Origin of the sequence: Acidovorax sp. LjRoot117, from assembly GCF_964252695.1 — a bacterium.
Taxonomy (GTDB): domain Bacteria; phylum Pseudomonadota; class Gammaproteobacteria; order Burkholderiales; family Burkholderiaceae_C; genus Acidovorax.
This window is the reverse complement of sequence record NZ_CAXUPO020000005.1, coordinates 180,948-207,279: the sequence shown is the minus strand read 5'-3', so window position 1 is coordinate 207,279 and position 26,332 is coordinate 180,948. Positions and strand designations below refer to the sequence as shown.

Sequence of the window (26,332 nt, the reverse complement as noted above, 5' to 3'; positions counted from 1 at the left end):
ATTGCGATACGCGGGGACAAGACTGTGAGCAAGACGGGCTATTTCACCCACCGGGACTGTTGGAAGCACGAGATGGGCCCGGGCCACCCTGAATGCCCCGAACGGCTGGATGCCATCGAAGACCGCTTGCTGGTCACCGGTGTGGGCGATGCGCTGGAGCGCTACGACGCCCCCGAGGCGTCGCTCGCCGACATCGAACTGGCCCACGGCCGCATGCACATTGCCGCGTTGCGAGGACTGTCCGACCGGCTCAACGAAGAGCTGATGGCGGGCGGCCCCCATTACGCGCAGATCGACACCGATACCTCCATCAACGCCCACACCTGGAAGGCCTCGCTGCGTGCCGCCGGTGCGGCGCTGGCCGCGACCGATGCGGTGATGGCCGGGGAGATCGAGAACGCGTTCTGCTCGGTGCGCCCGCCCGGCCACCACGCCTGCCGCGACAAGGCCATGGGATTTTGTTTCTTCAACAACGTGGCGGTGGCGGCCAAGTACGCGCTGCAGCGCTACAACCTGCAGCGGGTGGCGGTGGTGGACTTCGACGTGCACCACGGCAACGGCACCGAGGACATCCTGGCCGGCGACCCGCGTGCGCTGATGGTCAGCATCTTCCAGCACCCTTTCTACCCCTACAGCGGCGACCAGGATCCGGCGCCCAACATGGTCAACGTGCCCGTGCCGGCGTACACCCGCGGCATGGACATCCGCGAGATCATCGAGATGATGTGGATGCCCCGGCTGGAGGCCTTCAAGCCCGAGATGATCTTTGTGAGCGCGGGCTTCGACGGCCACCGCGAGGACGACATGGGCCAGCTGGGCCTTACCGAGCAGGACTACGCCTGGATCACCCAGCGGGTGAAGGATGTGGCGCGCAGGTTCTCCAAGGGGCGGATCGTGTCGTGCCTGGAAGGCGGCTATGTGATGGGGCCGCTCGCGCGCAGCGTGGAGGCGCATCTGCGGGTCCTTGCGGATCTTTAGGGATGCTCTGCACGAATCAAGCGGAAAGTGGGCGCTGCGGATCGGGAGGGGCTGCAAGGCGCAAAACGCAGCAATAGCTGGAGCTATTGCGAGTATTTGCAACGCTGCAGACTGCCCGAGCCCGCAGATGCCCACGACGCGCTGATTCGTGCAGAGCATCCCTGGCTCCCCCTGAGCCGCCTGCGGCGTCTTCCCCCTGAGGGGGACGCCACCCGTGGCCTGGCGGAGCCAGTTCCACGGTGGCGCTGGCATGGCAGCGTGCTTGGTTTGACGCTCGCTGTCTATGAATAGAAAAGATATGACGACCTTGAACTCTGAACAATTGCTGCTGGTCACCCGCGATGCGCGCGGCGTGGTCACCCTGACCCTGAACGACCCTGCGCGCTTCAACGCGCTGGGCACCGAGATGCTGTCCGCGCTGCAGCAGGCGCTGGACGCTGCGGGGCGTGACGAGTCCGTGCGCGTGGTAGTGCTGGCCGCAGCGGGCAGGGCCTTCTGCGCGGGCCACAACTTGAAGGACATGGCGGCGAACCCCGAGCCCGCCTACTACCAGAAGCTGTTTGCCCAGTGCAGCCGCATGATGCTCACCATCCACAAGCTGCCCGTGCCGGTGATTGCGCGCGTGCAGGGCATGGCCACGGCGGCGGGCTGCCAGCTGGTGGCGCAGTGCGACCTGGCCGTGGCGGCCGACACCGCCAGCTTTGCCACCAGCGGTATCCACTACGGTCTGTTCTGCGCCACGCCCAGCGTGCCGCTGGTGCGCAATGTGCCGGCCAAGCGGGCCATGGAGATGCTGCTGACGGGTGACTTCATCGACGCGCACACGGCGTTGGCCCAGGGGCTGGTCAACCGCGTCGCACCGGCCGAAGCGCTGGAGGCCGAAGTGGAAAAGCTGGTGCAGTCGATTGTGAATAAGCCCCGCGTGGCGGTGGCCATGGGCAAGGCGCTGGTGTACCAGCAGCGCGAACTGGGCATGGACGCTGCCTACCAGTTGGCGGGCCAGGCCATGGCCACGAACATGATGGACGCCGCTGCGCAGGAAGGCGCGCGCGCCTTTGCCGACAAGCGCCAGCCTGCATGGAAACAATGAACGCCATGGCTGCCGACCCCACCTTGATGCTCGACGACCTGGGGCGCTGGGCCGAAGCCTTTGTGCGGCCCACGGTACTGGTGGAACTGGCCGCGCTGGTGGCCTGTGTGGGCCTGGCCTGGTGGCTGGTCACGCTGCTGCAGCGCGGGCTGCACCACGGGGACTCCCGCTCGATCCTGTTCGGTGCCCGCGTCATCGACGGCGCGCTGTTCCCATTGGCGCTGCTGAGCCTGGCCTACGTGGCCCGCACCTCGCTGATGCACTGGATGCCGCTGGCGGTGTTCCGCGTGGCGATCCCGGTGCTGGTGTCATTGGTGGTGATCCGCATCGGCGTGAAGGTGCTGCAGGCCGCGTACCCGGACGCCGCCTGGGTGCGGCCCATCGAGCGGTCGATCTCGTGGCTGGCGTGGCTGGGGATGGTGCTGTGGGTCACGGGCCTGCTGCCGATGGTGCTGGAGGAGCTGGACCAGATCCACTGGAAGGTGGGTGGCTCCAACCTGTCGGTGCGCACCCTCATCGAAGGAGCGCTCACCGCAGGCGCCGTGCTGCTGATTGCGCTGTGGATATCGGCCGCCATCGAGGCGCGCCTGCTGCGCGCGGCCACGGGCGCCGAGCTGTCGCTGCGCAAGGCGGTGAGCAATGCGGTGCGGGCCCTGCTGATTTTCGTGGGCCTGATCATGGCGCTTTCGGCCGTGGGCATCGATCTGACGGCGCTGTCGGTGCTGGGCGGGGCCATCGGCGTGGGGCTGGGCTTCGGCCTGCAAAAACTCGCGTCCAACTACGTGAGTGGCTTCGTGATCCTGGCCGAACGCAGCATGCGCATCGGCGACAACGTGCGCGTGGACAATTTTGAAGGCCGCATCACCGACATCAGGGCGCGCTACACCGTGGTGCGCTCGTCCACGGGCCGGGAATCGATCGTGCCCAACGAGATGCTGATCATCCAGCGTGTGGAGAACCTGTCGCTGGCCGACACCCGGGTGTGGCTCTCCACGGTGGTCAGCGTGGCGTACGAGACCGATGTCGAGCTGGTCACCGGCCTGCTGGCCGAGGCGGCACTGGCCAGCAGCCGCGTGCTGCGCGACCCTGCGCCCAGCGTGGCCTTGTCGGCGTTCGGGGCCGATGGCCTGGAGTTCACCGTGGGCTTCTGGATCGCCGACCCGGAGAACGGCTCGCTGGGGCTGCGGTCCGAGATCAACCGCGCCATCCTCAAGGCTTTGCGCGCCCACAAGATCGAAATCCCTTACCCCCAGCGGGTCATGCATGTGCAGGTCGATGGGGCACTGCCTCCGGCTCTGGCGCCAGCGGCTGCGCCTGCCACGCCGTCCGATGCGGCTCCGTAGGCCCTGACGCAGACCCCGGTTGCCGCATGCGACAGCCAGACTGGACAAGTGGCCGCTGCAGTCGCCTATAATCCGTAAAAAGCACGATCGTTCTTTTTTCTGATCCTGCACGCTGTGTCCCGGCTCCGTAGCACTCTCGCTGCAGCGCGGCATAGAATGTTCTAGTTTACGTAAACGTCAATTCAACCAACTCTAGGAGCCGCAGCAATGAAGGTCTTGGTCCCTGTCAAGCGCGTGGTGGACTACAACGTGAAGGTCCGCGTCAAATCGGACAACACGGGTGTGGACATCGCCAACGTGAAGATGAGCATGAACCCCTTTGACGAGATCGCCGTCGAAGAGGCCGTGCGCCTGAAAGAAAAGGGCCTGGTGACCGAAGTCATCGCTGTGTCCTGCGGCGTGGCCCAGTGCCAGGAAACCCTGCGCACCGCCATGGCCATCGGCGCCGACCGCGCCATCCTGGTCGAGACCGATGCCGAGCTGCAGCCCCTGGCCGTGGCCAAGCTGCTCAAGGCCCTGGTCGACAAGGAACAGCCCGGCCTCATCATCCTGGGCAAGCAGGCCATCGACGACGATGCCAACCAGACCGGCCAGATGCTGGCGGCCCTGGCCGACCTGCCGCAAGCCACGTTCGCCAGCAAGGTGGACCTCGCCGCCGACAAGGTCAGCGTGACCCGTGAAGTCGATGGCGGCGCTGAGACGCTGTCCCTGACGCTGCCAGCGGTCATCACCACCGACCTGCGCCTGAACGAGCCCCGCTACGTCACCTTGCCCAACATCATGAAGGCCAAGAAGAAGCAGCTCGATACCGTCAAGCCCGAAGACCTCGGCGTGGACGTGGCGCCGCGCCTGAAGACCCTGAAGGTGACCGAGCCCGCCAAGCGCGGCGCCGGCGTCAAGGTGGCTGACGTGGCCGCCCTGGTCGACAAGCTCAAGAACGAAGCAAAAGTCATCTAAGGAGAACAAGAAATGACCGTACTCGTTATTGCCGAACACGACAACGCGACCATCAAGGGCGCAACCCTCAACACCGTGACCGCCGCTGTGGCGTGTGGCGGCGACGTGCACGTGCTGGTGGCCGGCCACAACGCAGGCGCCGCCGCAGCCGCTGCGGGCCAGATCGCCGGCGTTGCCAAGGTCATCCATGCCGATGCCCCGGGCCTGGAGCACGGCCTGGCAGAAAACGTGGCCGCCCAGGTGCTGGCCATCGCGTCGAGCTACAGCCACATCCTGTTCGCTTCCACCGCCAGCGGCAAGAACGTGGCACCCCGCGTGGCCGCCAAGCTCGATGTCGCGCAGATCAGCGACATCACCAAGGTCGTCGCTGCCGACACCTTCGAGCGCCCCATCTACGCGGGCAACGCCGTCGCCACGGTGCAAAGCGCCGACAGCGTGAAGGTCATCACCGTGCGCACCACGGGCTTTGACGCTGCGGCCGCCACCGGTGGCTCCGCCGCGGTGGAAACCGCAGCTGCAACCGCCGACGCCGGCAAGAGCACCTTCCTGGGCAGCGAGATCGCCAAGAACGACCGCCCCGAGCTGACCGCCGCCAAGATCATCGTCTCCGGTGGCCGCGCGCTGGGCAGCAAGGAAAAGTTCGACGAAGTCATCACGCCCCTGGCCGACAAGCTGGGCGCGGCCATCGGCGCATCGCGCGCCGCGGTGGATGCGGGCTACGCACCGAATGACCTGCAAGTGGGCCAGACGGGCAAGATCGTGGCGCCGCAGCTGTACGTGGCTGCCGGCATCTCGGGGGCGATCCAGCACTTGGCCGGCATGAAGGACTCCAAGGTGATCGTTGCTATCAACAAGGACCCGGAAGCGCCGATCTTCAGCGTGGCCGACTATGGCCTGGAGGCTGATCTGTTCACGGCTGTGCCTGAATTGGTCAAGGCGCTCTGAGCACGCCGCTGGCCCGCAAAAAGGCATCGCTTGCGGTGCCTTTTTTTTGAGTTTTTTCCGCTATCTCGGAGACTTTCATGAGTTACATCGCCCCCGTCAAGGACATGCTGTTCGCCATCGAGCACCTGGCCCGCATTGAACAGATCGCGCAGATCCCCGGTTTTGAAGACGCGGGGCTCGACACCGCGCAGGCCGTGCTGGAAGAATGCGCCAAGTTCAACGAGGGCGTGCTGGCGCCATTGAACTTCGAGGGCGACAAGAACCCGTCGAGCTGGAAAGACGGCGTGGTCACCACCACCCCCGGTTTCAAGGGCGCGTTCCGCCAGTACGCCGAGGGCGGCTGGCAGGGCCTGCAGCACCCGGCCGACTTTGGCGGCCAGGGCCTGCCCAAGACCATCGGCGCGGCCTGCATCGAGATGACCAACAGCGCCAACATGAGCTTTGCGCTGTGTCCGCTGCTGACCGACGGCGCCATCGAGGCGCTGCTCACGGCCGGCAGCGACGAGCTCAAGGCCACCTACCTTGAAAAGCTGGTGACCGGCGAGTGGACCGGCACCATGAACCTGACCGAACCCCAGGCGGGCTCGGACCTGGCCCTGGTGCGCACACGCGCTGAGCCCCAAGCCGATGGCAGCTACAAGGTCTTCGGCACCAAGATCTTCATCACCTACGGTGAACACGACATGGCCGAGAACATCGTCCACCTGGTGTTGGCACGGGTGGCGGGCGCGCCCGAAGGCGTGAAGGGCATCAGCCTGTTCGTGGTGCCCAAATTCATGGTCAACCAGGACGGCACGCTGGGCGCGCGCAACGACGCGCACTGCGTGAGCATCGAGCACAAGCTGGGCATCAAGGCATCGCCCACGGCGGTGCTGCAGTTCGGCGACCACGGCGGTGCGGTGGGCTACCTGGTCGGCGAGGAAAACCGCGGCCTCGAATACATGTTCATCATGATGAACGCCGCCCGCTACGCGGTGGGCATGCAGGGCATCGCGATCTCCGAGCGTGCCTACCAGAAGGCCGTGCAGTACGCCAAGGACCGCGTGCAGAGCCGCCCGGTGGACGGCTCCATGGCCGCCAGCGCCCCCATCATTCACCACCCCGATGTGAAGCGCATGCTCATGACCATGCGCGCCACGGTGGAAGGCTGCCGCGCCATGGCCACCGTGGCGGCGGCCGCGTTCGACGCCGCGCACCACCACCCGGATGCCGACACGCGCAAGCAGAACCAGGCGTTCTACGAATTCATGGTGCCGCTGGTCAAGGGCTACAGCACCGAGACCAGCCTGGAAGTGACCAGCCTGGGCGTGCAGGTGCATGGTGGCATGGGCTTCATCGAAGAAACCGGCGCCGCGCAGTACTACCGCGACGCCAAGATCCTGACCATCTACGAAGGCACCACCGCCATCCAGGCCAACGACCTGGTGGGCCGCAAGACGGCGCGCGATGGCGGCCAGGTGGCCAAGGGCATTGCCGCGCAGATCGAGACCACCGAAGGCGAGCTGCTGGCCAGCGGCACCCCGGCCGCCCTGGCCGTGGCCAAGCGTCTCACGGCGGCGCGCAAGGCGCTGCTCGACGTGATCGACTTCGTGGCGGGCGGCACCAAGACCCAGCCCAACGCCGTGTTCGCGGGCAGCGTGCCCTACCTCATGCTGGCAGGCAACGTCGTGGCAGGCTGGCAGCTGGCGCGCAGCCTGCTGGTGGCCCAGGAGCTGTTGCACAAGGGACAGGACACCGCGTTCATGCAGGCAAAAATCACGACAGCGCAGTTCTACGCGGAGCACATCCTGGTCAAGGCCCCCGGCCTGCGCGACAGCATTGTCGAAGGTGCGGCCAGCGTGACGGAACTGGCGCTCGACGCGTTCTGACCGGCACCGGCCCACCCGGGCCCTGCCGTCGATGGTGAGGAGACTCGCCTTGGGTGATGACTCAAGGCGATTGCTATAAAAATAATAGCTGCTAGCGCTTGTCTATCAAGCGGTAGGGGCTGTTTTGAATCAAATTCTTTGTCCTGGAAGTCGCTGCCATGTCCACACTGCCTCCTGTTTTGCAGAACCTCTCGCTCCCCGTCATCGGGTCGCCGCTGTTCATCATCAGCAACCCCAAGCTCGTGATCGAGCAGTGCAAGGCGGGTGTCGTGGGTTCCATGCCCGCGCTCAATGCCCGCCCGGCCGAGTTGCTCGACGAATGGCTGGCCGAGATCACCGAGACGCTGGCCGCCTACAACAAGGCGAATCCGGACAAACCCGCTGCGCCCTTCGCCATCAACCAGATCGTGCACAAGAGCAATGACCGGCTCGACCACGACATGCAGGTCTGTGCCAAGTACAAGGTGCCGATCATCATCACCAGCCTGGGCGCACGCGAGGACGTGAACCAGGCCGTGCACGCCTGGGGTGGCGTGGTGCTGCACGACATCATCAACAACAAGTTCGCGCACAAGGCCATCGAGAAGGGCGCCGACGGCCTGATCGCCGTGGCGGCCGGTGCGGGCGGCCATGCGGGCGTGAAGAGTCCGTTCGCGCTGATCCAGGAAATCCGCCAGTGGTTCGACGGCCCCGTCGCGCTCAGCGGCTCCATCGCCAGCGGTGATGCGGTGCTGGCCGCGCAGGCCATGGGCGCGGATTTCGGCTACATCGGCTCGGCCTTCATCGCCACGCACGAGGCGCGGGCCAGCGACGAGTACAAGCAGGCCATCGTGGCCGGCAACTCCGACGACATCGTCTACAGCAACCTCTTCACCGGCGTGCACGGCAACTACCTGGCGCCGTCCATCCGCGCGGCTGGCATGGACCCCGACAACCTGCCCGAGTCCGACCCGAGCAAGATGAACTTCGGCGGCGACGCCAAGAAGGCCTGGAAGGACATCTGGGGCTGCGGCCAGGGCATTGGTGCCATCGACGCCGTGACCAGCACCGCCGACCTGGTGGCACGCCTGCGCACCGAGTACCAGGCCGCCCGCGCCCGCCTCAAGCTCTGAGTTCTGCATCCCTGCTGGCCGGCTGTGGGGTCGGCCTGTTGATCACTGTCTTGCGCCCGCAGCGTGTCACGCGCTGCGGGCGTTGTCGTTCGCGCCACGCCCTGGCAGGAGGTGTGTGGGCCGGTCGCGACAGGGCAAACCCCCAATAGACGGCGCTGCGTGGCGTGGTGAATGATGATGATAAATAACCAGATCAGCGCAGCATGCTGCAGCGCTGGTCGTCATCGCCGTGAGGGGACATGCCATGCTTCGTTCGTGTTTGCTGGGGCTGCTGATGGCCTTGGGTGCCAGCCAGGGCGCGCACGCCCGCAATGAGGGCGTGACGAACGACGAGATCCGCCTGGGCGCCTCGGCCGTGCTCTCCGGCCCCCTGGGCCCGCAGACGGCGCAATACGGCGAAGGCTCGCGGCTGATGTTCGACGCCGTGAACGCGCAGGGCGGCGTGCATGGCCGCATGATCCGCTACACCACGCTGGACGACGCCTTCGACACCGCCAAGGCCGTGGAGAACACGCGCCAGCTGCTGGAGACCGACAAGGTCTTCATGATCTACAACAGCACCGGTACGGCGCAGACCGCTGCCATCCTGCCGCTGATCAAGGAGCACCGCACGCTGCTGTTCGGCCCGGTCACGGGGGCATCCGCGTTCCGTGAGACGCTGAACCCGCTGGTCTTCCACGTGCGCGCAGGTTACGCCAGCGAGGCCACCAAGATCGTGTCCCAACTGCGCCAGCAGGGCATCAGCCGCGTGGCGGTTTTCTACCAGGACGACGGCCTGGGCAAGACGCTGCTGGCCGAGCTGAAAAAAGCCTCTGACGAAGAAAAGCTCGCCTTCGCCGCCGAGATCAAGGTCGACCCCAAGCAACCCGACTTCGCGGCCGCCGCGCAGGCCACCGAGAAGGCGCAGCCCCAGGCCGTCATCGTGGCCACGGCGGGCACCACGTTCACCAGCTTCGTCAAGGCCGTGCAGGGCACGGCGGCGCGGCCGGCGTACTACGGATTTTCGGTGGCCAGCATGGACGTGATCCAGCGCGAGCTCAAGGACAAGGCGCGCGGCATCATCCTGGCGCAGATCATGCCGTCGCTGCGCAACACCACCGTGCCGGTGGTGGCCGAGTACCTGGCCCTGCTGCGCGCCAAATCGCCCAACGCCCAGCCGTCGGCCTCGCAGTTCGAGGGCTTCGTGCACGCCCGGCTGCTGGTGGAGGGCCTGCGCCGCACCGGCCGCAACCTGACCACCGAGTCGTTCACCAAGACCATGGAAGACGCAGGCGAGATCTCGTTCGGGCGCTTCAACGTGAAGTACTCGCCCAGGCGCCACAACGGGTCTACCTATGTGGAGCTGGCCATCGTGGATGCGGAGGGGAGCTTGCGGTATTGATATTGAGCTGGCTGCAGCGGTGGGGTGTTGGGCGAGTCTATGAGGTAGCGAGATGGAGCAACTTCTGCAGCCTCCATCCGTTCGGGCTGAGCCTGTCGAAGCCCTGCGCAGCGCTTCGACGGGCTCAGCCCGAACGGCCTTGGTGGTGTGCGGCCTGCATCGCTGACCCTTCACAACCCATACGTCAGCTCCCGCGCCTTGCCCCAGAACACCCGGTACATGAACACCGTGTACACGATGATCGCCGGCAGCGTGATGGCCATGCCGATGCCGATCACGACCAGCGACTCCGGTGCGCTGGCAGCGTCCCACACCGTGAGGCGGTCGATCACGATGTACGGGTAGATGCTGTAGGCCAGGCCCAGGAACGCCAGCATGAAGATCAGCACGGTGGCCACGAACACGATCCAGCCGTAGCCGGCCTGCACCACGCGCGGCGTGCCCAGCACGTGGCGGATGGCGAAGAACGCCGCCACGCACGCCAGCGGAATCGGCAGCAGCGCGAACAGCTCGGGCAGCACGAACCATTTGGCGAACACCGTGTGGCTGACCAGCGGTGTGGCCAGCGAGATGCCCAGCAGCGCCAGGCCCATGGGCCACAGCACGCGCTGGCCCCACTTGGCGGCCTTGGTCTGCAGGTCGCCATCGGTCTTCATCAGCAGCCAGCCCACGCCCAGCATGGCGTACGCCGCCGGCAGCGTGAGCGCGATGCCCGCCGAGAACAGCAGGCCCCAGGCGTCGTTCTGGAAGCCGGTCACATACGCGCCCAGCATCCAGCCCTGCGCCAGCGTGGTGACCAGCGACCCACCGGCAAACAGCTTGTTCCAGGTGGCCTTGTGCGCATCGCGCGCCTTCACCCGAAAGTCGAACGCCACGCCGCGCAGGGTCAGCCCCAGCAGCATGGCGGCCACGGGCAGGTACAGCGCCGACAGCACCACGCTGTGCGCCATCGGAAAGCAGATCAGTAGCACGCCCACGCCCAGCACGAGCCAGGTTTCGTTGGCGTCCCAGAAGGGGCCGATGCTGGAGACCATCACATCCTTTTCGGCATCGGTGGCCAGGGGCAGCAGGATGCCCACGCCCAGGTCGTAGCCGTCCAGGATCACGTAGGCCAGCAGCGCCAGCCCCATGACGGCCATGAACACCAGGGGCAGCGTATGGGCCAGGGTCATTTCCATGGGGTTCTCCTCAAGCGGCAGGGGGTGTGGGCAGCGGCGCCTGCGCCGGCGGCGGCACGGCCGGTACGGGCATGGCCGGGTGCTCGGACATGTACTTGATCACGCCGATGTAGGCCACGAGCAGCAGCACATAGACCGTGAGGTAGGCCGCCAGCGTGGTCGCGACCATGCCCGGCGGGTGCGTGGCCACGGCGTCCGCGGTCTTGAACAGGCCGTAGACCAGGTACGGCTGGCGGCCGATCTCCGTCACGTACCAGCCGGCCAGCGTGGCCACCCAGCCCGAGAATGTCATGCCCACCAGCGTGAACAGCAACACGCGGGGCAGGGCGGCGGTGGCCTGCCTGCGGCGGCTGTACAGCACCCAGGCGCTGGCCCACGCCACTGCCAGCATGAGCATGCCCATGCCCACCATCACGCGGAAGGCCCAGAACACCGGCGCCACCGGCGGGTGGGCGCCCGCGAACTCGTTCAGGCCCTTCAGTTCCGCGTCGATGTCGTGCGCGAGGATCAGGCTGGCGGCCTTGGGGATCTGCAGCGCGTAGTCGGTGCGGCCTTCCTTCTCGTTGGGCAGGCCGAACAGCGTGAGGGGCGCGCCTTTCTCGGTGTGCCAGATGCCCTCGATGGCCGCGATCTTGGCGGGCTGGTGCTGCAGCGTGTTCAGGCCGTGCATGTCGCCCATGAGGATCTGCAGCGGGATGGCGATGGCCACGGCCGTGACCGCGGTGCGCAGCGCCTTGCGCGTGCCCTCGTTGGCCGCCCCTTTGATCAACTGCCACGCGCTGACGCCTGCGATGAGGAAGCCCGCCGTCAGCGCGGAGGCCAGCAGCTTGTGCCCCAGGCGGTAGGGGAACGAGGGGTTGAACACGATGGCGAGCCAGTCCACCGCATGGAACTTGCCGTCGATGATCTCGTAGCCCTGCGGTGTCTGCATCCAGGAGTTCAGGCTCAAGATCCAGAACGCCGACAGCGTGGTGCCGAACGCCACCATCAGCGTGGCGACCAGGTGCACCCGCTCGGACACGCGGCCCCGGCCGAACAGCATGATCCCGAGGAAGGTGGCCTCCAGGAAGAAGGCCGTGAGCACCTCGTAGCCCAGCAGCGGCCCGGCGATGTTGCCCACGTGTTCCATGAAGCCCGGCCAGTTGGTGCCGAACTGAAAGCTCATCGTGATGCCCGACACCACACCCAGTGCAAAGGTGAGCGCAAACACCTTGGTCCACAGGTAATAGGCCTGCTCCCAGCCCTTGGCCGCCGGCGTGCCGCGCGTGGCGGTGTACCGCAGGCGAAAGAACACCAGGAACCAGCACAGCGCGATGGTGATGGTCGGGAACAGGATGTGAAAGCTGATGTTGGCCGCGAACTGGATGCGCGACAGCATGAAGGTGTCCATGGCCTCAGGCCCCCTTGTTGTCCTTGGCCGGCGAGCCCTTGCCCGTCAGCCGGTCCTTGAACTCCAGCACCCGGGTCACCGCAGTGCCCATGCCCATGAGCTGCATGGCAGTCTCGGGCGCCAGGCGCTGCACGTCGTCGAACCAGGTCATGAGCCGGTCGATGAGCTCGTGCATCTCGCGCATGCGCTCCTGGGCGTGGCGCTCCGCGTCGGTCCCGGGTTCTTCGAGCAGCGCCATGCGCAGCATCGACAGCGTGGGCTCGATCTCGCGGCGGCGGCGCTCCTCGGCCAGCACGCGGAAGATCTCCCACACGTCCTTGGGCGCCTCGAAATACTCGCGCCGGTCGCCGGGCTGGTGACTGAGCTTGACCAGGCGCCAGGCCTGCAGCTCTTTCAAGCCCATGCTCACATTGGACCGCGAGAACTCCAGCGTCTCGGCTATCTCGTCGGCATTGAGCGGGCGGGGCGACAGGAAGATGAGCGCATACATCTGCCCCACCGTGCGGTTGATGCCCCACCGGCTGCCCATCTCGCCGAAGTGGGCGACGAACTGGCGATTGAGGGGGGGCAGATGGTTGATGTACGTCATGGCCATGCATTGTGCCTGTAATTTCTGAATTTTCAGTATTTACTGAAAATTCAGAATATGCTGGAGTTGCGTGCGGGGTTATCGGTGGTCCCTGCGCGATGGGGTGTGGGGGTGGACTGCAGACACCTAGGTGACGAGCATTTGTACTGCGTCAGGAGACAATAGAAGGTTTTTGGCCTGTGCACTTGTCGGTGCGGGGCCTGCGGCACCTTTACCCTGCGCCCTGCAAACACCATGTCTCCACCCACATCCCGCACGCCAGTCATCGATATGGCCAAAGGCCTGGCGTGCATCGCCATCGTGTGGCACCACCTCGCGTTCTACGGGCCGATGTCGGACATCGCCCAGCCCCTAGCCCCCGCACTCATCGCCTGGCTGTACGACTACGGCCGCATGGCGGTGCAGGTGTTTCTGGTGCTGGGCGGCTATCTGGCTGCCGCCAGCCTGGCGCCGCAGGGTGTGCCGCGTTTTGACCACGCGGGCCACGTCATCGCCAAACGCTTCGTGCGGCTGGTGGTGCCTTATGCGGTGGCGCTGCTGCTGACGGTGATCGTCGCCGCGCTGGTACGGCCCGGCCTGGACCACGCCTCCGTGCCGGACGAACCCACGCTCGCGCAGCTGCTGGCCAATGCGCTGCTGCTGCAGGACATCGTGGGCGAGAGTGCCTTGTCGGCTGGCGTCTGGTACGTGGCCATCGACTTTCAGCTGTTCGCCCTGAGTGTGCTGGTGTGGGCCGGCGCGCGCGCGTTTCCGGGCGCCCGGGCACAGCAGCATGCGGCGCTGCTGGCCAAGAGCGCCATCGTGGCCGGCATGGCGGCGTCGCTGTGGGTTCTGAACCGCATGCCCGAGCTCGACATGTGGGCGGTGTACTTCTTTGGCTCTTACGGTCTGGGCATGCTGGCCTACTGGGCGGTGCAGGCGCCGCGTGCGCAGGGCTGGGTGGCCCTGATGGTGGTGCTGGGGGGCGTTGCCCTGGCCATCGACCACCGTGGCCGCATCCTGGTGGCGCTGGCCACTGCGTTGTGCCTGGTGGCCGCCTTGCGCTCCGACAGCGTTCGGTCGTGGCGGGGCGTGGCGCCGCTGGTGCAACTGGGGCAAATGTCGTACTCGGTGTTCCTGGTGCACTTTGCGGTGTGCCTGCTGGTCAATGCGGTGATCAGCCGCCTGTGGCCGGAGTCGCCGGTGCTCAATGCCCTGGGCATGCTGCTCGCGTTCGCGCTGTCGCTGGCCGCGGGCCGGCAGCTGTATCTGCATGTGGAGCGCCATGTCCCTTCGTGGACCACGGCCCTGCGCTGGCAGGTGGGGCTGGTGGGGGCGGGCATGCTGGTGGCGGTGTCCAGCAACTGGGCCTAGCGCGGGGCGTGGCCCCTCAGGCGGGCGGCAGGCGTTCCCGGCGCTTGCGTTGCCGGTCCAGAAACCAGGCCATGAAGGGCAGGATCAGCATCGATCCGGGAATGACCCAGATGAAAAGATAGGGGCTCACGGAGGATGCAGAGCGCATCACGTCGCGCAGGTGCGTGCGCTCGTCGGCCGTCCAGTTGCCCTGGCGGCGCTGCTGCACCAGCCACACCACCGATCCCCGCATCGTCGCCATCTCGCGCTTGAGACGGCTCTTCTCGCGGCTGTTGCCGGCCAGGAAAGAGCAGAACCACTCGGGGGCGCGCTCCATGCGCCGCTGGAATGCGAGGGTCGAGTCCGGATCGAACGCGTCGATCGACGGAGGAATCTCCGGCGGGCGCGGTGTGGGCCGTGTGGGCGTTGGCGCGGGCGGCCGGGGCTGCTGGGGCGGCGTGGTCATGGCGGGTGCCATTGTCACTGCTCGCACGGCAAGCGCCAAGCCGGGTGTGGCGCCGGCGCCCGGGGGCGGGGCACCATCCGCGCAGCCGCGGTGCCTCAGCGGTGCAGTTCGCCAGCGCTTTCGGGCTGGTACAGCAGGTCCTTCACCCGCACCGTCATGGACTTGCCGCCCGGGCCCGGCCAGGCGAGCTCGTCGCCCACCGACAGGCCCAGCAAGGCACTGCCCACGGGGGCGAAGATCGACAGCCGGTCGGCGCTGCCATCGGTGTCGCGCGGGTAGACCAGCGTCAGGCAGAACTCCTTGCCTGTCTCCAGGATGGAGAACTGCACGGTGGAGTTCATGGTCACCACGTTCGGCGGCATGTCTTCGGGCGCCACCACGTCCGCCCGGTCAAGCTCTGCCTGCAGCTCGGCCTTGCCCGGAAAGACGCTGGCCGGAATCACGGCCAGCAAGGCCTCGATGCGGTCAACGTCGAGCGACGACAGGATGATCTGGGGCTTGCGCGCCATGGCGGTACCTCTGGGGTTGTGGCAAAGCGCGGGACTGTAGACCATCCGCAATCTCGCACTGCCGCGCGCGGACATTCAACGAGAGCGTGCGCCGCGGCGCACACCGTCAATCGCCCGTGATGTTGCGCGCCTTGATCAGCGCACCAAAGCGCGTGCTGTCGATGGCGGCGCGGGCATTGAAGTCGGCCGGCGACATGGGCGCGGGCACGCCGCCCAGCGCGTGGATGCGCTCCTTCACCGCCGGCGTGGCCAGCACCTTGTTGATCTCGCGGTTCAGCCGGCTCACCACGTCGGGCGGTGTGCCTGCAGGGGCGTAGAAGCCGAACCACGTGTCGGCATCGAAGCCCTTGAGACCCACCTCTTCCAGCGTCGGCACATCGGGGAACAGCGGTGAACGCCGGGAGCTGCCCACGGCCAGCAGCTTGAGCTTGCCCGCCTTCACATGCTGCAGTCCGATGCCCGGGTCGAACATGAAGTCCACCTGCCCGCCCAGCAGGTCCTGCATGGCGGGGGCGGCGCCGCGGTACGGCACGTGCACCGCGAACACGTTGGCCTGGGCCTTGAGCATCTCGGCCGCCAGGTGCGGCGAGCTGCCGTTGCCGGGCGTGCCGAAGCTCAGCTTGCCCGGGTGGGCCCGGAGGTACTTCATGAACTCTTCGATGTTGTTGACCGGCAGTGTGGGCCGAACCTCGAGGAACACCAGCACCCGCGCGGCGGCGGCCACGGGCACCAGGTCCTTGGTCGGGTCGAACGGCATCTTGGGGTACAGGTGCGGGTTGACCGACACCATGCCGCCCGAGCTCATGAGCAGCGTATAGCCGTCTGCCGGCGACTTGGCCACGGCCTCGCCGCCGATGTTGCCGCCAGCGCCGCCGCGGTTCTCGACCACGACGGGCTGGCCGAGGGCCGCCTGCAGCGGCACCGTCACCGCGCGGGCGATCTGGTCCGCGGCGCCGCCCGCCGGGAAGTTCACGATGACCTTGATCGGCTTGGCGGGCCAGGTCTCGGCCAGTGCCGTGGCGGGCAGCAGCAGGCCCGCTGCGGTGCCGGCCAGTGCCAGCGTGCCCAGCAGCCGGCGGGTGGTGCGAAGGGGAAAGGAATGCATGTTTGTCTCCGGTGGGTGCCCAGGTGTTCCGGGTCTTGTGCGAGGTATCCAGAAAGCCGCACGGTTCATGCCGTGCCGGGGTGGGTGTCGTCAGGCCACGTCCACCTCCACGAGGATCGGGCGGGGATGGGACAGGGCTTGCCGCAGCGCATGCGCCAACTGGGCCGCATCGCTCACGCGCACGGCGTCGCAGCCCTGTCCCCGTGCCAACGCGAGGAAGTCCAGGTCGGGCAGGTCGGTGCCTTCGAGCTTGTCGTTTTCGTGGAAGCCGAAGGTGGGTGCGAATTCCTGCAGCGCTGCATAGCGGCGGTTCTTCAGGATGATGAAGGTGATGGGGAGTTTGAGTTGCGCCGCGCTCCACAGCGCCTGGATGGAGTACATCGCCGAGCCGTCGCCGATGAGCCCGATGACCTTGCGGTCGGGCTTTGCCAGCGCCACGCCCACCGCGGCTGGCAGGCCGTAGCCCAGGCCGCCGCTGCACATGGTGTAGAAGGTTTCGCTCTGCAGGATGGGCAGGTGGGCATGCATGGCGGCGCGGGAGCTGGGCGCCTCTTCCACGACGATGGAGGCTGCATCGCGCACCTCGGCCAGGGTCTGCATCACGTAGGGCACGCTCATCAGCGCGCCCGGTGCTGACGGCTCGGCGCGCGGGCGGGCTGCGCGGTGCGGGGGCAGGGCACGCGCTGCGGGGGCAGGCCGTGCCAGCAGGTCCTGCACGCCCAGGCGCACGCTGCCCACGGCCGAGGTGCCCTCGGGCGTCCAGGCGGCGGTGCCCGGGTCGTCGATCAGCTGCACCAGTTGCGCGCCCGGCGGCACGTGGGGTCCAAAACCTTCCACGTGGTACGTGAAGGCCGCAGCACCGAGCGCAAACACCAGATCGTGCCCGCCCAGCAGCGCCACGATCTTCTCGCGCATGGCGGGCAGCACGCCTGCAAACAGGCGGTGGTCTTGCGGAAAGCCACAGCGGCCGGACATGGGTGCGATCCACACGGCGGCGTTGTGCCGCTCGGCCAGGGCCAGCACATCGTCCCAGGCGCGGTCGCGGTCCACGGCGGCGCCGACCACGAAGACCGGGCGCTGCGCGGCGTCGAGTGCGTCGCCGATGGCCTGCAGCACGCGCGGCTCGGGGCGCGTCTCGGTGCTCACGGTGCGCGCCTGCAGCGGCTCGCAGGGCTTGTCCCAGTCGTCCGCAGGAATGGACACCAGCACCGGCCCGCGCGGCTGCTGCATCGCGATGTAGTAGGCCCGCGCGATGGCCAAGGGCACGTCTTCGGCACGGGCAGGCTCGATGCTCCACTTCACATAGGGCTTGGGCAGCTCGGTGGCCTGGCCCGAAAAGAGGAACGGGTCGAACGGCAGGATGGACCGCGCCTGCTGCCCGGCTGTGATGACCATGGGCGTGCGGTTCTTGTGCGCCGTGAAGATGTTGCCCATGGCGTGGCCCACGCCAGCGGCGGAGTGCAGGTTCACGAAGGCCGCGTTGTGCGTGGCCTGGGCATAACCGTCGGCCATGCCCACCACCACCGATTCCTGCAGGCCCAGGATGTAGCGGAAGTCCGCAGGGAAGTCGAGGAACAGAGGCAGCTCGGTCGAGCCCGGGTTGCCGAAGATGGTGTCGATGCGAAGGCCGCGCAGCAGGTCGAGCACGGCCTCGCGCACGGTGGGGAGCAAGTTTTCTGAAGGCATCCCCCGATCTTCGGCGTGCATTGTTCATCCATCAATACAATGAAGTGACTAAGCGGTATTCATCCAATGCATATCAAGGACATCGACCTCAACCTGCTGCGCCTGTTCGATGCCGTCTACCGCACGCGCAACGTCAGCCGCGCCGCCGAGCTGCTGGACCTGACGCAGCCTGCGGCCAGCCAGGCGCTGACACGCCTGCGCCTGCTGATCAAGGACCCGCTGTTCGTGCGCGCAGGCGGCGGCGTGGAGCCCACGCCCAAGGCCGACCGGCTGGCCGATGCGGTGCGCAGCGCGCTGGGCCTGCTGGAGGAAGCCCTCAACGAGTCCGCGCTGTTCAACCCCCACGAATCGCGCAAGGTGTTCCGCATCCACATGAGCGACATCGGCGAGGGCCGCTTTCTGCCGGACCTGATGGTGGCGCTGCGGCGGGAGGCTCCCGGTGTGCGGCTGGAGACGCTGCCCGTGCCACGCAGCGAGATCGCGCAGCGGCTGGACAGCGGCCGCATCGACTTTGCGTTTGGCTTCTTGCCCACGGTGAAGGACACGCAGCGCGTGCAGCTCATCAAGGACCGCTACGTGGTGCTGCTGCGCGCGGGCCACCCCTTTGCGGCACGCAGGCGCAGCGGGCCGGCCTTGCTCAAGGATTTGCGGCAACTGGAGTTCGTGGGCGTGCGCACGCATTCGGACACGCTGCGCATCCTGGAGATGCTGCAGCTGCAAGACCGGCTGCGGCTGACCACCGAGCACTTCATGGTGCTGCCTGCCATCGTGCGGGCGACCGACCTTGCGGTGGTCATGCCGCGCAACATCGCGCGCACCTTTGCTGCCGACGGCGGCTACGCCCTCATCGAGCCGCCCTTCCCCCTGCGCGACTTCACCGTGTCGCTGCATTGGAGCCGCCGGTTCGAAAGCGACCCTGGCAACCAGTGGCTGCGCGGACAGATCGAGACCCTCTTCAGGGAATAGGGTGGCAGGGCGATCCGGTGGCCGATGGTTTTGCGGGCCTTGAGTGCCTGGGCACATCACTGCGTGCAGGGTGCTTCGAATAACTGTATATTTGTACAGTCATGACGCAGAAACCCGACTTCGACCCCGACCTGCCCGAGGGACCGGTGGAGGTGCGCGTCCCCATCCAGGCCATTCGCGGCCGGGGTGCCGCCACCGCCATGCCGCACCGGTTCACGCGCGATGTGCGGGAGGTGGCGGACGATGGCTGGGGGCCTATCGGCGAGAGCGGCGAAGGGTGGGGAGACGACGGGGAGGGCGGCGCATCGGCACCCTCCACCACCGTGCACCTGGAGACCGCGCGCAGCGCCATCTGCGCCAACGACTCGCCCGACATATTTTTCGAGTTGTCGGTGAACCCCTACCGGGGCTGCGAGCATGGCTGCATCTACTGCTACGCGCGGCCCACGCACAGCTACCTCAACTTTTCGCCCGGCCTCGATTTCGAGACCCAGATCGTGGCCAAGCAGAACATCGCCGAGGTGCTGCGCCACGAGCTGGCGCAGCCGCGCTACGTGCCGCGCCTGCTCAACATCGGCTCGGCCACCGACTGCTACCAGCCTGTGGAGCGCGAGCTCAAGCTCACCCGCAGCCTGATCGAAGTCATGCGGGATGCGCGCCACCCGTTCTCGCTGATCACCAAGTCGAGTGGTGTGGAGCGTGACCTGGACCTGCTCGCGCCGCTGGCCGCGCAGCAGCTCACGGCCGTGTACGTGACCATCACCACGCTGGACCCCGTGCTGGCCCGCCGCATGGAGCCCCGCGCTGCCGCGCCCCACCGACGCCTGCGCACCCTGCGCACGCTGGCCGAGGCCGGCATCCCGGTGGGCGTGAGCGTGGCCCCGCAGATCCCGTTCATCACCGAGGACATGGAGCAGGTGCTGGAAGCCGCGCGCGATGCCGGCGCGCAGAGCGCGTTCTACACGGTGCTGCGCCTGCCCTGGGAGCTTGACGCCGTCTTTCGGGAGTGGCTGGAAGTGCATTACCCGCAGCGCGCGGCGCGGGTGATGGCGCGTGTGCAGGACCTGCACAGCATCGACCCCACCCAGCGCAGTGCGGGCAAGAGCTACGACAGCAACTTTGCGACCCGCATGAAGGGCAGCGGGCTCTGGGCGGATTTGTTGCGCCAGCGTTTTGCGGGCGCGTGCCGGCGGCTGGGGCTCAACCGCGCACGGGTCGAGCTGGACCTGTCGCAGTTCAGGCCTGGACTGGCGCGGGGGCAGGGCAGTCTGTTCTGAGGCTGCGCATGCACGGCCACGGGATGCGGGCCGAGTTTGCGGTGCGGGTGGATGCGGTTCGCCCTCTGCCCGGCTCGAACCGCCAAGGGGGTGGCGAAAAAATGTGCCGATGGCACGATGCAGTGCTACAGGGCCCACGTTGTGTTGCACGGCTGCCCGCGCCCCGTGTGCCGCGCGCCGCGCGCCGTTCCCGTGTCCCGTGTCCCGTGTCCCTGTCCCTGTCCCTGTCCCTGTCCCTGTCCCTGTCCCGTGTGGGCGCCAAGACCTCAGGGCAGCGCCCGCACGGCGTTGGGCTGGCTACGCAACCACCCACACCTTGCGGACGGTTTGCACGGTGCGCCACGTCCCGGTGTAGCCCGGCTTCATGATGAAACAGTCCCCTGCCCGGAACGTGATCGGTGCGTAGCCGTCTTCGGTGATTTCTGCCTCGCCGGAGAGGATGTAGCAGAACTCCCAGGTCTCGCCCTTGATGGAGCGGTTGGTGCCGGGCGTGGACTCGAACACACCGGCGCGCACGGTGCCTTCCTTGGCGCTGTCCACATCCCAGTTGCGCACGACGATGTCCCCGTCGATCACGCGGTCAGTCGGCGGGCGGTACTCACGGGGCTCGCCCAGGTCGTGCAAGTTGAAGGTGACGAGATGGCGTGTCATGGGAAGACCTTTGTTTTGAGGGGTAGAGGCTGGTGACAAGGGGCGCAGGGGCAGTGGCTGGGATGCCTGTGCAGCTGCTTCAGCGGGTGCCATCCCATGAAAGCTCGGTCGGCATCAACAACCGGGCGGCTGGCTGCTGGGCATGGACGCGGTCGGTAGTGGTCTGGATTTGTGGGGTGGTGGGGGAATCCGCTTCGGTCTGCATGGTTGATCTGCCAGGGACGGCCGGGGGCGCTGGTAGTGCGGGTGGCGCGGGTAGCGCGGGTAGCGCTCGTGGCACTGGCGGGGCGCCTGGCTCAAGACTCTGTGGTCAGGCGGCTGTGCGTGGCAAACCTCCCGATCGCGTAGTGCTCCAGCGGGATGCTGGTCGTGCCGGTGGCCATCAGCTCGGCCATGGTTTCACCCACTCCGGGGCTGATGGCGAAGCCTTCCCCGTTGAAGCCGAACGCATAGTGCAGCCCCGGCACCTTGGCGCTCTGGCCCATCACGGGCTGCCAGTCCGGGGTGTACCCCTCGATGCCGCTCCACACGCGGATCAGCTGCACGTTGCCGAAGGCCGGCACGAAACGTCGCAGCTCGCGCATCTGGCGCAGCACGTTGTCAGGCTGGACGTAGGCGCGCACGTGGTCGGCGTGCGCCGGGCCCTTGAGTCCACCGCCGAAGACAATGTTGCCGCGCGCGATCTGGCGAAAGTACAGCCCCTCATGCTCCACGGGTGACGACAGCCCGATGGACGGCCCGAGGGCATACGGCAGCGGCTCGGTCACGCCCATCTGGGGGCCCCGGGCCTCCAGCGGCACACGTTCGCCAAACTGCTCGGCCATATGGTGGGACCAGGCCCCGCAGGCAACCAGCATCTGCGGTGCATGAAAGCGCCTGCCGTCGGCCGTGTGGGCTGTGAAGCCGCGGCCATCGTGCTCCACCTGCAGGACTTCGGCGTGCTCGATGATCTGCGCCCCTGCGCGCTTCGCCGCCCGGCCAAACGCCGGTCCGGCAATGCGGGGGTTGGCGTGGCCATCTTGCGGGGAGTACGAGCCCGCCACGACCCCTGGCGCAAAGATGCCCCAGCGCCGATGCAATTGCGCCGCGGTGTACAGCTCAAGATCCAGCCCCAGCGGCTTTGCATCGTGCGCGTGCTTTTCCAGTGCGGCGGCCTGCTTTTCGGTGTAGCACACCCGCAGGTGGCCGTAGGGCACGAATTCGGCGTCCTCGCCCAGCAGTTCGCGGATGCGGCCCCACACGGCACGGGCGCGGTTGGCCAGCGGCATCTGGTGCAGCTCGCGCCCCTGGCGGCGCACATTGCCAAAGTTGGTGCCGCTGGCCTGCCGGCCTACCAGTTCACGCTCCAACAGCGTCACCGACAGGCCGTGCTGGCGCAGGAAGAAAGCAGTGGTGGCGCCCATCAGGCCCCCACCCAGCACCAGCACGTCGGCCCCGTGGGTCGTGGTGGGGGGCGCGGTCATGGCTGCACCTCGCGCGTGTTCATCATCAGGGGTTTGACCGGGGCTTGCGAGCGCATACGGCCCACCTGTTCCACCGGAATGCCGCAGGCCTGCGCCACGATCTCTGCGGCTGCATGCCCGCAAAACCGCCCCTGGCACCGGCCCATGCCCACGCGGCTGAAGGCCTTGGCGCGGTTGAGTTCCTGGCTGTCCAGTTCGGTCACGCAGCGCCGCAATTCACCCACCGTGACGGATTCACAGCGGCACACCACGGCTGTGTCGGGCAGTGCTGCGGCCTGTGCGTGGGGCCATGGAAAGGCGTGCGCCAGGCCCTGTCGAAAGCGGTCCAGGCGTGCCAGCTGGCCGCGCAGTGCAGGCGCCTGCTGGAGGTGCGCGGCCTTACCCGCCGCATGGTGCAGGTCTGCCAGCGCAGCCAGTGCCGCAAGCCGGCCTGCGGCTTCGGCACCGTCTGCACCCAGGATGCGTGTGCCGTCGCCCGCCAGGTACACGCCCCGCGTGCTGCTGCGTCCGTCGGCATCGATGCGGGGCAGCCACTGCCGTGTGATGGGCTCGAAGTAGAAATCGCACCGTGCCAGGTCGGCCAATTGTGTCTCGGCGCGCAGATGCCAGCCCAGGCCGACGGCATCGCATTCGAAGCGGCGCTCCAGGCCCCGGTCGGTGCGCACGGTCGCCGCCTGCACGCCCCGCACGCTGTCGCCCTCGATGTTCAAAGGGGTCACGCCCTGCAGCACCGGTACCCCGGCAGCGCGCAAGCTGCGGATGAGGCCCAGGCCCCGGAGGGCCAACAGGGGCCGGGCGAGCATGCCAGACAGCGCTTTCCATGACTTGACGGTCGGCGCGGTGTCAAGCACCGCGGCCACGCGCGCGCCGGCCTGCACATACTGAGAAGCCACCAGGTACAGCAGCGGGCCGCTGCCCAGAAAGACCACCTGCGAACCGATGGCACAGGCTTGTGCCTTCAGCGCGATCTGCGCACCGCCGAGGCTGTAGCAGCCCGCGTGTTGCCAACCGGGCACCGGCATGAGCCGGTCGGTGGCGCCTGGGCACAGCAGCAGGGCGTCGTAGGGCAAGGTGTCGGGCTCGCCCGCGCGCACCACGTGCAACTCGCCGGCGGTCACGTTCCAGGCCAGGGTGTCGGGGCGGTAGTCGATATGCGCGCGCAGGGCGGCAAAGTCTTTGTGCAGAGACTCCGCCTTGGATGCCTCGGCGCCATACAGCTTGGCGTAGGGGCGTTGGAATCCATCGGGCTGGCGGCGGTAGATCTGGCCGCCATCGCGCTGGCCTTCGTCCACCACCGTGGGTCGCAGCCCCGCACTCACCACCGCCTGGGCTGCGCGCACGCCTGCGGGGCCTGCGCCGACGATAACGATGCGCGGCGCGGCATCTGGTGCCAAGTCGGGGGAGGGGGCAGGCCGCCCAGGCGCGCGCGCAGCCAGCGTGCTCATGCAGAACCTCTGGCAGGTTCTGCGGGTGTGGCGGCCGCGCGCTCAACGCCCAATGCGGCCGCAGCGGCGGCGCCATCTGCGGCGTCATCGGCGACTGTCCCGGAAATTGCCCGAGTGTGCCGTGCCAGAGACTCCTGCAGGTCGGGAGTGAACGGCCAGTATTGCGCTGGAGGGCGGGTCAGCACCACCATGCCAGCCTGCACCGGAGTAGAGCATGCCCGCAGCCGCTCGCCTGCTGGCGTCCACACCCAGCAGTCCTGGCAGGCCCCCATCAGGCAAAAGCCGGCGCGGGGCCCGTCGCCAAACTCGCTGTCGCGCACCCTGCGCCCGTGGCACATCAATGCCACCAGCAGCGTGTCGCCTTCCAAGGCCCAGCAGGGTGCGCCGTCAACAGTGAGCGGGATGGTCGAGCGGTCGGTTTCAGCCAGCCGCACAAAGCGCGCTGGTGGCATGGAGGCTGGGGCGTGCATGCGGGCCATCGGGCGGGTGTGGGGCGTCAGCGCTGATTGGGGAAGAGCCGCTCGATGGGGCAGTGCGTCTTGATGAACGGCGACTTGATGACGATGTAGCTGAAGTACTTGGCGATACCGAGGTTGCGCTCCAGCAGGTCTTCGATAATTTCCTGGTAGTGGTTCACCCCGCGGGTGACAAAGCGCAGCAGGTAGTCGTAGCCGCCGCTGACCAGATGGCATTCGAGGACTTCGTCCACTTCGCGCAAGGTCGTTTCAAACCGCGTGAAATCTTCGCGGCGGTGGTCGGCCAGCGTGATTTCGGTGAACACGGTGAGCGTATCGCCCAGCTTTTCCAGCCGCAGATGTGCGCCATAGCCTGCGATGTACCCCGCCTGCTCCAGGCGCTTGACGCGGATGAGGCAAGGGCTGGGCGAGAGGCCCACGGCATCTGCCAGGTCCACATTGGTCATGCGGCCGTTTTTTTGAAGCTGCGCCAGAATGCGCAAATCCAGGCGGTCGATCTTGAAAGCTTCGTTCATCATGGTATGCAAGCGAGGAGAGAGTGCGTCGATTTTGCTCGGCGGCGGGCGGTTGAGGTCAATCTTTGAGGGCGGCGCGCACGTCGGGCGCGGCCAGCACCTCGTCCAATGTGGCGCGCACCCGCTCGAAAAGGAGTGCGAAGTCATCCCGTGTGTAAGTGAGCGCTGGCGCAAACCCCAGGATGTTGTCGCCAAAAGCCCTGAAGACAACGCCTTGGCGGTAGCTGGCGGCGGCGATGCGGTCTGGCAGCCCCAATGCTGGCGCGAAGCCGGTCTTGGTGCGTTTGTCGCTCACCAGCTCAAGGGCTCCCAGCAGGCCGAGATGGCGGGAGTCCCCGACCAGCGGGTGGTCCAGCAACGCGTCGAGCCCGTGGGCGAAGGTGCCGGCCATGCGCCGGCCATTGACCAGAATGCCGCCTTCTTCGTAGAGCCGCAGCACCTCCAGCGCCACGGCGGCGCTGACGGGGTGGGCCGAGTAGGTGGCGCCATGACCGATAGCGGCGCCAGCGGGGGCCGCATCGGCAATAGCGGCATAGACCGTATCCGACATGAGGGTGGCGCCCATGGGTACGTAGCCGGACGTCAGGCCTTTGGCAACGGTCATGAGGTCGGGCTCCGCACCCTCGGCGTCGCACGCGAACATCGGGCCGGTGCGGCCGAACCCGGTGATGACCTCATCGACCACGAAGAGGATGCCCAGTTCGTGCGCGGTATCGCACATGGCCTTGAGCCAGCCTTTGGGCGGCACGATGACCCCGCCGGAGCCCTGGACGGGTTCGCAGAAGAAGGCCGCGACCCGGTCGGCTCCCAGCTCGGCCACCTTGGCGCGCAGCGCAGCCACCGATGCGGCAATGATGGCTGCCCCGTCTTGCGGGTCCGGCGCGCGGTAAGGGTGGGGCGAAGGGATGTAGTGCTGGGTGGCCAGCGGCAGGTCGAACCCCCGGTGGAACACCGGCAGCGCCGTCAGGCCCGCGCCGGTGGACGACGAGCCGTGGTAGCCGCGCTCCAGCGTGATGAAGTGCTTCTTGTCGGGTTTGCCGATGGCGTTGCAGTACTGGACGATGAAACGCACCGCCGCGTCAATGGAATCGGACCCGCCGAGCGTGAAGTAGACATGCTGCAATGGCGCTGGCGTGATCTGCACCAGCTTTTCTGCCAGCCGGATGGCTGGCTCGCTGCTGAAGTGAAAGTAGCCCGTGGCGTAAGGCAGCTTGCGCATCTGGTCGGCGGCCGCCTGCACCACGCTCTCCTGCCCGTAGCCGGCATTCACGCACCACAGGCCGGCAAAGGCGTCCAGCAGGCGATGGCCCTTGGCATCGGTCAGCCAGGCGCCCTGCGCGGAGGACAGGATGGTGGGGCCCCTGTGCTCGTGGGTGCGCCATGCAGCTACCGGGTGGATCAGGTGGGCGCGGTCAATGGCATCCAGGGCGGCGATGTGGGGCAGGGCTTCGGCGTGGGTCATGGCGGCTATCCGTGAAAGCGAGGCACAAAGGGTGGTGGCAAGAGGCCTTTCCATCGACCGCTCATGACGCCAAGGTTACACGTCACTCTTGACAAGGTTGTGCTGCTTTGGTGCGTTTGTGTGCGGCAGGCTGCGGTTGTTTGGGGTT

At 67.2% G+C, this 26,332-nt stretch carries 23 protein-coding genes and 1 pseudogene; 11 read left to right on the top strand and 13 right to left on the bottom strand.

Annotated elements, in window-relative coordinates; genetic code table 11:
* Nucleotides 1–24 precede the first annotated feature (24 nt).
* From ACSQ3D_RS16090 to ACSQ3D_RS16055, 8 genes are all read left to right on the top strand, one after another.
* A complete protein-coding gene (locus ACSQ3D_RS16090) occupies nucleotides 25–978 on the top strand; it encodes a histone deacetylase family protein (RefSeq protein ID WP_396503942.1) in 954 nt (317 codons plus the stop codon).
* Nucleotides 979–1,276: 298 nt separating this feature from the next.
* Entirely contained in the window at nucleotides 1,277–2,068 is a 792-nt protein-coding gene (locus ACSQ3D_RS16085) for an enoyl-CoA hydratase (protein WP_436127580.1), read from the top strand.
* Between the two features lie 5 nt (nucleotides 2,069–2,073).
* Nucleotides 2,074–3,411 carry a mechanosensitive ion channel family protein gene (locus ACSQ3D_RS16080; RefSeq protein ID WP_436127579.1) on the top strand — a complete coding sequence of 446 codons (1,338 nt, stop codon included), beginning with the start codon at nucleotides 2,074–2,076 and terminating at the stop codon, nucleotides 3,409–3,411.
* A 207-nt stretch (nucleotides 3,412–3,618) separates the two neighbouring features.
* Nucleotides 3,619–4,368, top strand: coding sequence for an electron transfer flavoprotein subunit beta/FixA family protein (locus tag ACSQ3D_RS16075; RefSeq protein ID WP_436127578.1), 750 nt, complete (start codon nucleotides 3,619–3,621; stop codon nucleotides 4,366–4,368).
* Between the two features lie 12 nt (nucleotides 4,369–4,380).
* Nucleotides 4,381–5,313, top strand: a complete 933-nt coding sequence (locus ACSQ3D_RS16070) for an electron transfer flavoprotein subunit alpha/FixB family protein (protein ID WP_056170308.1) — start codon at nucleotides 4,381–4,383, stop codon at nucleotides 5,311–5,313.
* Between the two features lie 77 nt (nucleotides 5,314–5,390).
* Entirely contained in the window at nucleotides 5,391–7,181 is a 1,791-nt protein-coding gene (locus ACSQ3D_RS16065) for an acyl-CoA dehydrogenase (RefSeq protein ID WP_436127577.1), read from the top strand.
* Nucleotides 7,182–7,339: 158 nt separating this feature from the next.
* Complete coding sequence (locus ACSQ3D_RS16060; protein ID WP_396503946.1) at nucleotides 7,340–8,293, top strand: NAD(P)H-dependent flavin oxidoreductase; 954 nt, start codon at nucleotides 7,340–7,342, stop codon at nucleotides 8,291–8,293.
* A gap of 244 nt (nucleotides 8,294–8,537) precedes the next feature.
* A complete protein-coding gene (locus ACSQ3D_RS16055) occupies nucleotides 8,538–9,674 on the top strand; it encodes an ABC transporter substrate-binding protein (RefSeq protein WP_436127576.1) in 1,137 nt (378 codons plus the stop codon).
* A gap of 170 nt (nucleotides 9,675–9,844) precedes the next feature.
* Here the strand turns inward: ACSQ3D_RS16055 and ACSQ3D_RS16050 are convergent, their stop codons facing one another.
* From ACSQ3D_RS16050 to ACSQ3D_RS16040, 3 genes are read right to left on the bottom strand one after another with little or no spacing between them, the layout of a single operon-like run.
* The gene (locus tag ACSQ3D_RS16050) at nucleotides 9,845–10,846 is read right to left on the bottom strand and encodes a cytochrome d ubiquinol oxidase subunit II (RefSeq protein WP_396504135.1); all 1,002 of its coding nucleotides are present in this window, start codon (nucleotides 10,844–10,846) and stop codon (nucleotides 9,845–9,847) included.
* Between the two features lie 16 nt (nucleotides 10,847–10,862).
* On the bottom strand, nucleotides 10,863–12,242 hold the full coding sequence (locus ACSQ3D_RS16045; RefSeq protein ID WP_436127575.1) for a cytochrome ubiquinol oxidase subunit I: 1,380 nt from the start codon (nucleotides 12,240–12,242) through the stop codon (nucleotides 10,863–10,865).
* A 4-nt stretch (nucleotides 12,243–12,246) separates the two neighbouring features.
* A complete protein-coding gene (locus ACSQ3D_RS16040) occupies nucleotides 12,247–12,831 on the bottom strand; it encodes a GbsR/MarR family transcriptional regulator (protein WP_436127574.1) in 585 nt (194 codons plus the stop codon).
* Between the two features lie 234 nt (nucleotides 12,832–13,065).
* On the opposite strand from ACSQ3D_RS16040, the gene ACSQ3D_RS16035 reads away from it, so the two are divergent.
* Complete coding sequence (locus ACSQ3D_RS16035) at nucleotides 13,066–14,184, top strand: acyltransferase family protein (protein ID WP_436127573.1); 1,119 nt, start codon at nucleotides 13,066–13,068, stop codon at nucleotides 14,182–14,184.
* Nucleotides 14,185–14,200: 16 nt separating this feature from the next.
* On the opposite strand, the gene ACSQ3D_RS16030 is transcribed toward ACSQ3D_RS16035, so the two are convergent.
* From ACSQ3D_RS16030 to mdlC, 4 genes are all read right to left on the bottom strand, one after another.
* Nucleotides 14,201–14,629 carry a hypothetical protein gene (locus ACSQ3D_RS16030; RefSeq protein WP_436127572.1) on the bottom strand — a complete coding sequence of 143 codons (429 nt, stop codon included), beginning with the start codon at nucleotides 14,627–14,629 and terminating at the stop codon, nucleotides 14,201–14,203.
* A gap of 95 nt (nucleotides 14,630–14,724) precedes the next feature.
* Nucleotides 14,725–15,138, bottom strand: a complete 414-nt coding sequence (gene rnk / locus ACSQ3D_RS16025; protein WP_056419082.1) for a nucleoside diphosphate kinase regulator — start codon at nucleotides 15,136–15,138, stop codon at nucleotides 14,725–14,727.
* A 106-nt stretch (nucleotides 15,139–15,244) separates the two neighbouring features.
* The gene (locus tag ACSQ3D_RS16020; RefSeq protein ID WP_436127571.1) at nucleotides 15,245–16,243 is read right to left on the bottom strand and encodes a Bug family tripartite tricarboxylate transporter substrate binding protein; all 999 of its coding nucleotides are present in this window, start codon (nucleotides 16,241–16,243) and stop codon (nucleotides 15,245–15,247) included.
* Nucleotides 16,244–16,333: 90 nt separating this feature from the next.
* On the bottom strand, nucleotides 16,334–17,929 hold the full coding sequence (gene mdlC / locus ACSQ3D_RS16015) for a benzoylformate decarboxylase (protein ID WP_436127570.1): 1,596 nt from the start codon (nucleotides 17,927–17,929) through the stop codon (nucleotides 16,334–16,336).
* A gap of 66 nt (nucleotides 17,930–17,995) precedes the next feature.
* Here mdlC and ACSQ3D_RS16010 point away from each other — a divergent pair, with 66 nt between their 5' ends.
* Nucleotides 17,996–18,895, top strand: coding sequence for a LysR family transcriptional regulator (locus ACSQ3D_RS16010; protein ID WP_200912445.1), 900 nt, complete (start codon nucleotides 17,996–17,998; stop codon nucleotides 18,893–18,895).
* A 101-nt stretch (nucleotides 18,896–18,996) separates the two neighbouring features.
* Entirely contained in the window at nucleotides 18,997–20,172 is a 1,176-nt protein-coding gene (locus tag ACSQ3D_RS16005; RefSeq protein WP_436127569.1) for a PA0069 family radical SAM protein, read from the top strand.
* A 297-nt stretch (nucleotides 20,173–20,469) separates the two neighbouring features.
* Here ACSQ3D_RS16005 and ACSQ3D_RS16000 read toward each other — a convergent pair whose 3' ends face one another.
* The 6 genes and pseudogenes from ACSQ3D_RS16000 to ACSQ3D_RS15975 all read right to left on the bottom strand — a co-directional run bounded on the left by ACSQ3D_RS16000 (nucleotide 20,470) and on the right by ACSQ3D_RS15975 (nucleotide 26,184).
* Nucleotides 20,470–20,823 (bottom strand): cupin domain-containing protein, encoded by a 354-nt coding sequence (locus ACSQ3D_RS16000; RefSeq protein ID WP_436127568.1) that lies wholly within the window; start codon nucleotides 20,821–20,823, stop codon nucleotides 20,470–20,472.
* 296 nt (nucleotides 20,824–21,119) lie between these two features.
* Nucleotides 21,120–22,286, bottom strand: coding sequence for an NAD(P)/FAD-dependent oxidoreductase (locus ACSQ3D_RS15995; RefSeq protein ID WP_436127567.1), 1,167 nt, complete (start codon nucleotides 22,284–22,286; stop codon nucleotides 21,120–21,122).
* Nucleotides 22,283–23,731 (bottom strand): FAD-dependent oxidoreductase, encoded by a 1,449-nt coding sequence (locus ACSQ3D_RS15990; protein ID WP_436127566.1) that lies wholly within the window; start codon nucleotides 23,729–23,731, stop codon nucleotides 22,283–22,285. Before ACSQ3D_RS15990 ends, ACSQ3D_RS15995 begins: the two co-directional genes overlap by 4 nt.
* A gap of 116 nt (nucleotides 23,732–23,847) precedes the next feature.
* Nucleotides 23,848–24,201: pseudogene (locus ACSQ3D_RS15985) on the bottom strand ((2Fe-2S)-binding protein); the annotation flags it as partial.
* Nucleotides 24,202–24,227: 26 nt separating this feature from the next.
* The gene (locus ACSQ3D_RS15980; protein ID WP_056419236.1) at nucleotides 24,228–24,722 is read right to left on the bottom strand and encodes an Lrp/AsnC family transcriptional regulator; all 495 of its coding nucleotides are present in this window, start codon (nucleotides 24,720–24,722) and stop codon (nucleotides 24,228–24,230) included.
* A gap of 58 nt (nucleotides 24,723–24,780) precedes the next feature.
* Nucleotides 24,781–26,184 (bottom strand): aminotransferase class III-fold pyridoxal phosphate-dependent enzyme, encoded by a 1,404-nt coding sequence (locus ACSQ3D_RS15975; RefSeq protein ID WP_436127565.1) that lies wholly within the window; start codon nucleotides 26,182–26,184, stop codon nucleotides 24,781–24,783.
* Nucleotides 26,185–26,332 lie beyond the last annotated feature (148 nt).

Bases quoted from the DNA above. Each gene is read 5' to 3' on its own strand.
- ACSQ3D_RS16085 (WP_436127580.1), top strand. From the start codon at position 1,277: ATGACGACCTTGAACTCTGAACAATTGCTGCTGGTCACCCGCGATGCG.
- ACSQ3D_RS16080 (WP_436127579.1), top strand. From the start codon at position 2,074: ATGGCTGCCGACCCCACCTTGATGCTCGACGACCTGGGGCGCTGGGCC.
- ACSQ3D_RS16075 (WP_436127578.1), top strand. From the start codon at position 3,619: ATGAAGGTCTTGGTCCCTGTCAAGCGCGTGGTGGACTACAACGTGAAG.
- ACSQ3D_RS16070 (WP_056170308.1), top strand. From the start codon at position 4,381: ATGACCGTACTCGTTATTGCCGAACACGACAACGCGACCATCAAGGGC.
- ACSQ3D_RS16065 (WP_436127577.1), top strand. From the start codon at position 5,391: ATGAGTTACATCGCCCCCGTCAAGGACATGCTGTTCGCCATCGAGCAC.
- ACSQ3D_RS16060 (WP_396503946.1), top strand. From the start codon at position 7,340: ATGTCCACACTGCCTCCTGTTTTGCAGAACCTCTCGCTCCCCGTCATC.
- ACSQ3D_RS16055 (WP_436127576.1), top strand. From the start codon at position 8,538: ATGCTTCGTTCGTGTTTGCTGGGGCTGCTGATGGCCTTGGGTGCCAGC.
- ACSQ3D_RS16050 (WP_396504135.1), bottom strand. From the start codon at position 10,846: ATGACCCTGGCCCATACGCTGCCCCTGGTGTTCATGGCCGTCATGGGG.
- ACSQ3D_RS16045 (WP_436127575.1), bottom strand. From the start codon at position 12,242: ATGGACACCTTCATGCTGTCGCGCATCCAGTTCGCGGCCAACATCAGC.
- ACSQ3D_RS16040 (WP_436127574.1), bottom strand. From the start codon at position 12,831: ATGACGTACATCAACCATCTGCCCCCCCTCAATCGCCAGTTCGTCGCC.
- ACSQ3D_RS16035 (WP_436127573.1), top strand. From the start codon at position 13,066: ATGTCTCCACCCACATCCCGCACGCCAGTCATCGATATGGCCAAAGGC.
- ACSQ3D_RS16030 (WP_436127572.1), bottom strand. From the start codon at position 14,629: ATGACCACGCCGCCCCAGCAGCCCCGGCCGCCCGCGCCAACGCCCACA.
- rnk (WP_056419082.1), bottom strand. From the start codon at position 15,138: ATGGCGCGCAAGCCCCAGATCATCCTGTCGTCGCTCGACGTTGACCGC.
- ACSQ3D_RS16020 (WP_436127571.1), bottom strand. From the start codon at position 16,243: ATGCATTCCTTTCCCCTTCGCACCACCCGCCGGCTGCTGGGCACGCTG.
- mdlC (WP_436127570.1), bottom strand. From the start codon at position 17,929: ATGCCTTCAGAAAACTTGCTCCCCACCGTGCGCGAGGCCGTGCTCGAC.
- ACSQ3D_RS16010 (WP_200912445.1), top strand. From the start codon at position 17,996: ATGCATATCAAGGACATCGACCTCAACCTGCTGCGCCTGTTCGATGCC.
- ACSQ3D_RS16005 (WP_436127569.1), top strand. From the start codon at position 18,997: ATGACGCAGAAACCCGACTTCGACCCCGACCTGCCCGAGGGACCGGTG.
- ACSQ3D_RS16000 (WP_436127568.1), bottom strand. From the start codon at position 20,823: ATGACACGCCATCTCGTCACCTTCAACTTGCACGACCTGGGCGAGCCC.
- ACSQ3D_RS15995 (WP_436127567.1), bottom strand. From the start codon at position 22,286: ATGACCGCGCCCCCCACCACGACCCACGGGGCCGACGTGCTGGTGCTG.
- ACSQ3D_RS15990 (WP_436127566.1), bottom strand. From the start codon at position 23,731: ATGAGCACGCTGGCTGCGCGCGCGCCTGGGCGGCCTGCCCCCTCCCCC.
- ACSQ3D_RS15980 (WP_056419236.1), bottom strand. From the start codon at position 24,722: ATGAACGAAGCTTTCAAGATCGACCGCCTGGATTTGCGCATTCTGGCG.
- ACSQ3D_RS15975 (WP_436127565.1), bottom strand. From the start codon at position 26,184: ATGACCCACGCCGAAGCCCTGCCCCACATCGCCGCCCTGGATGCCATT.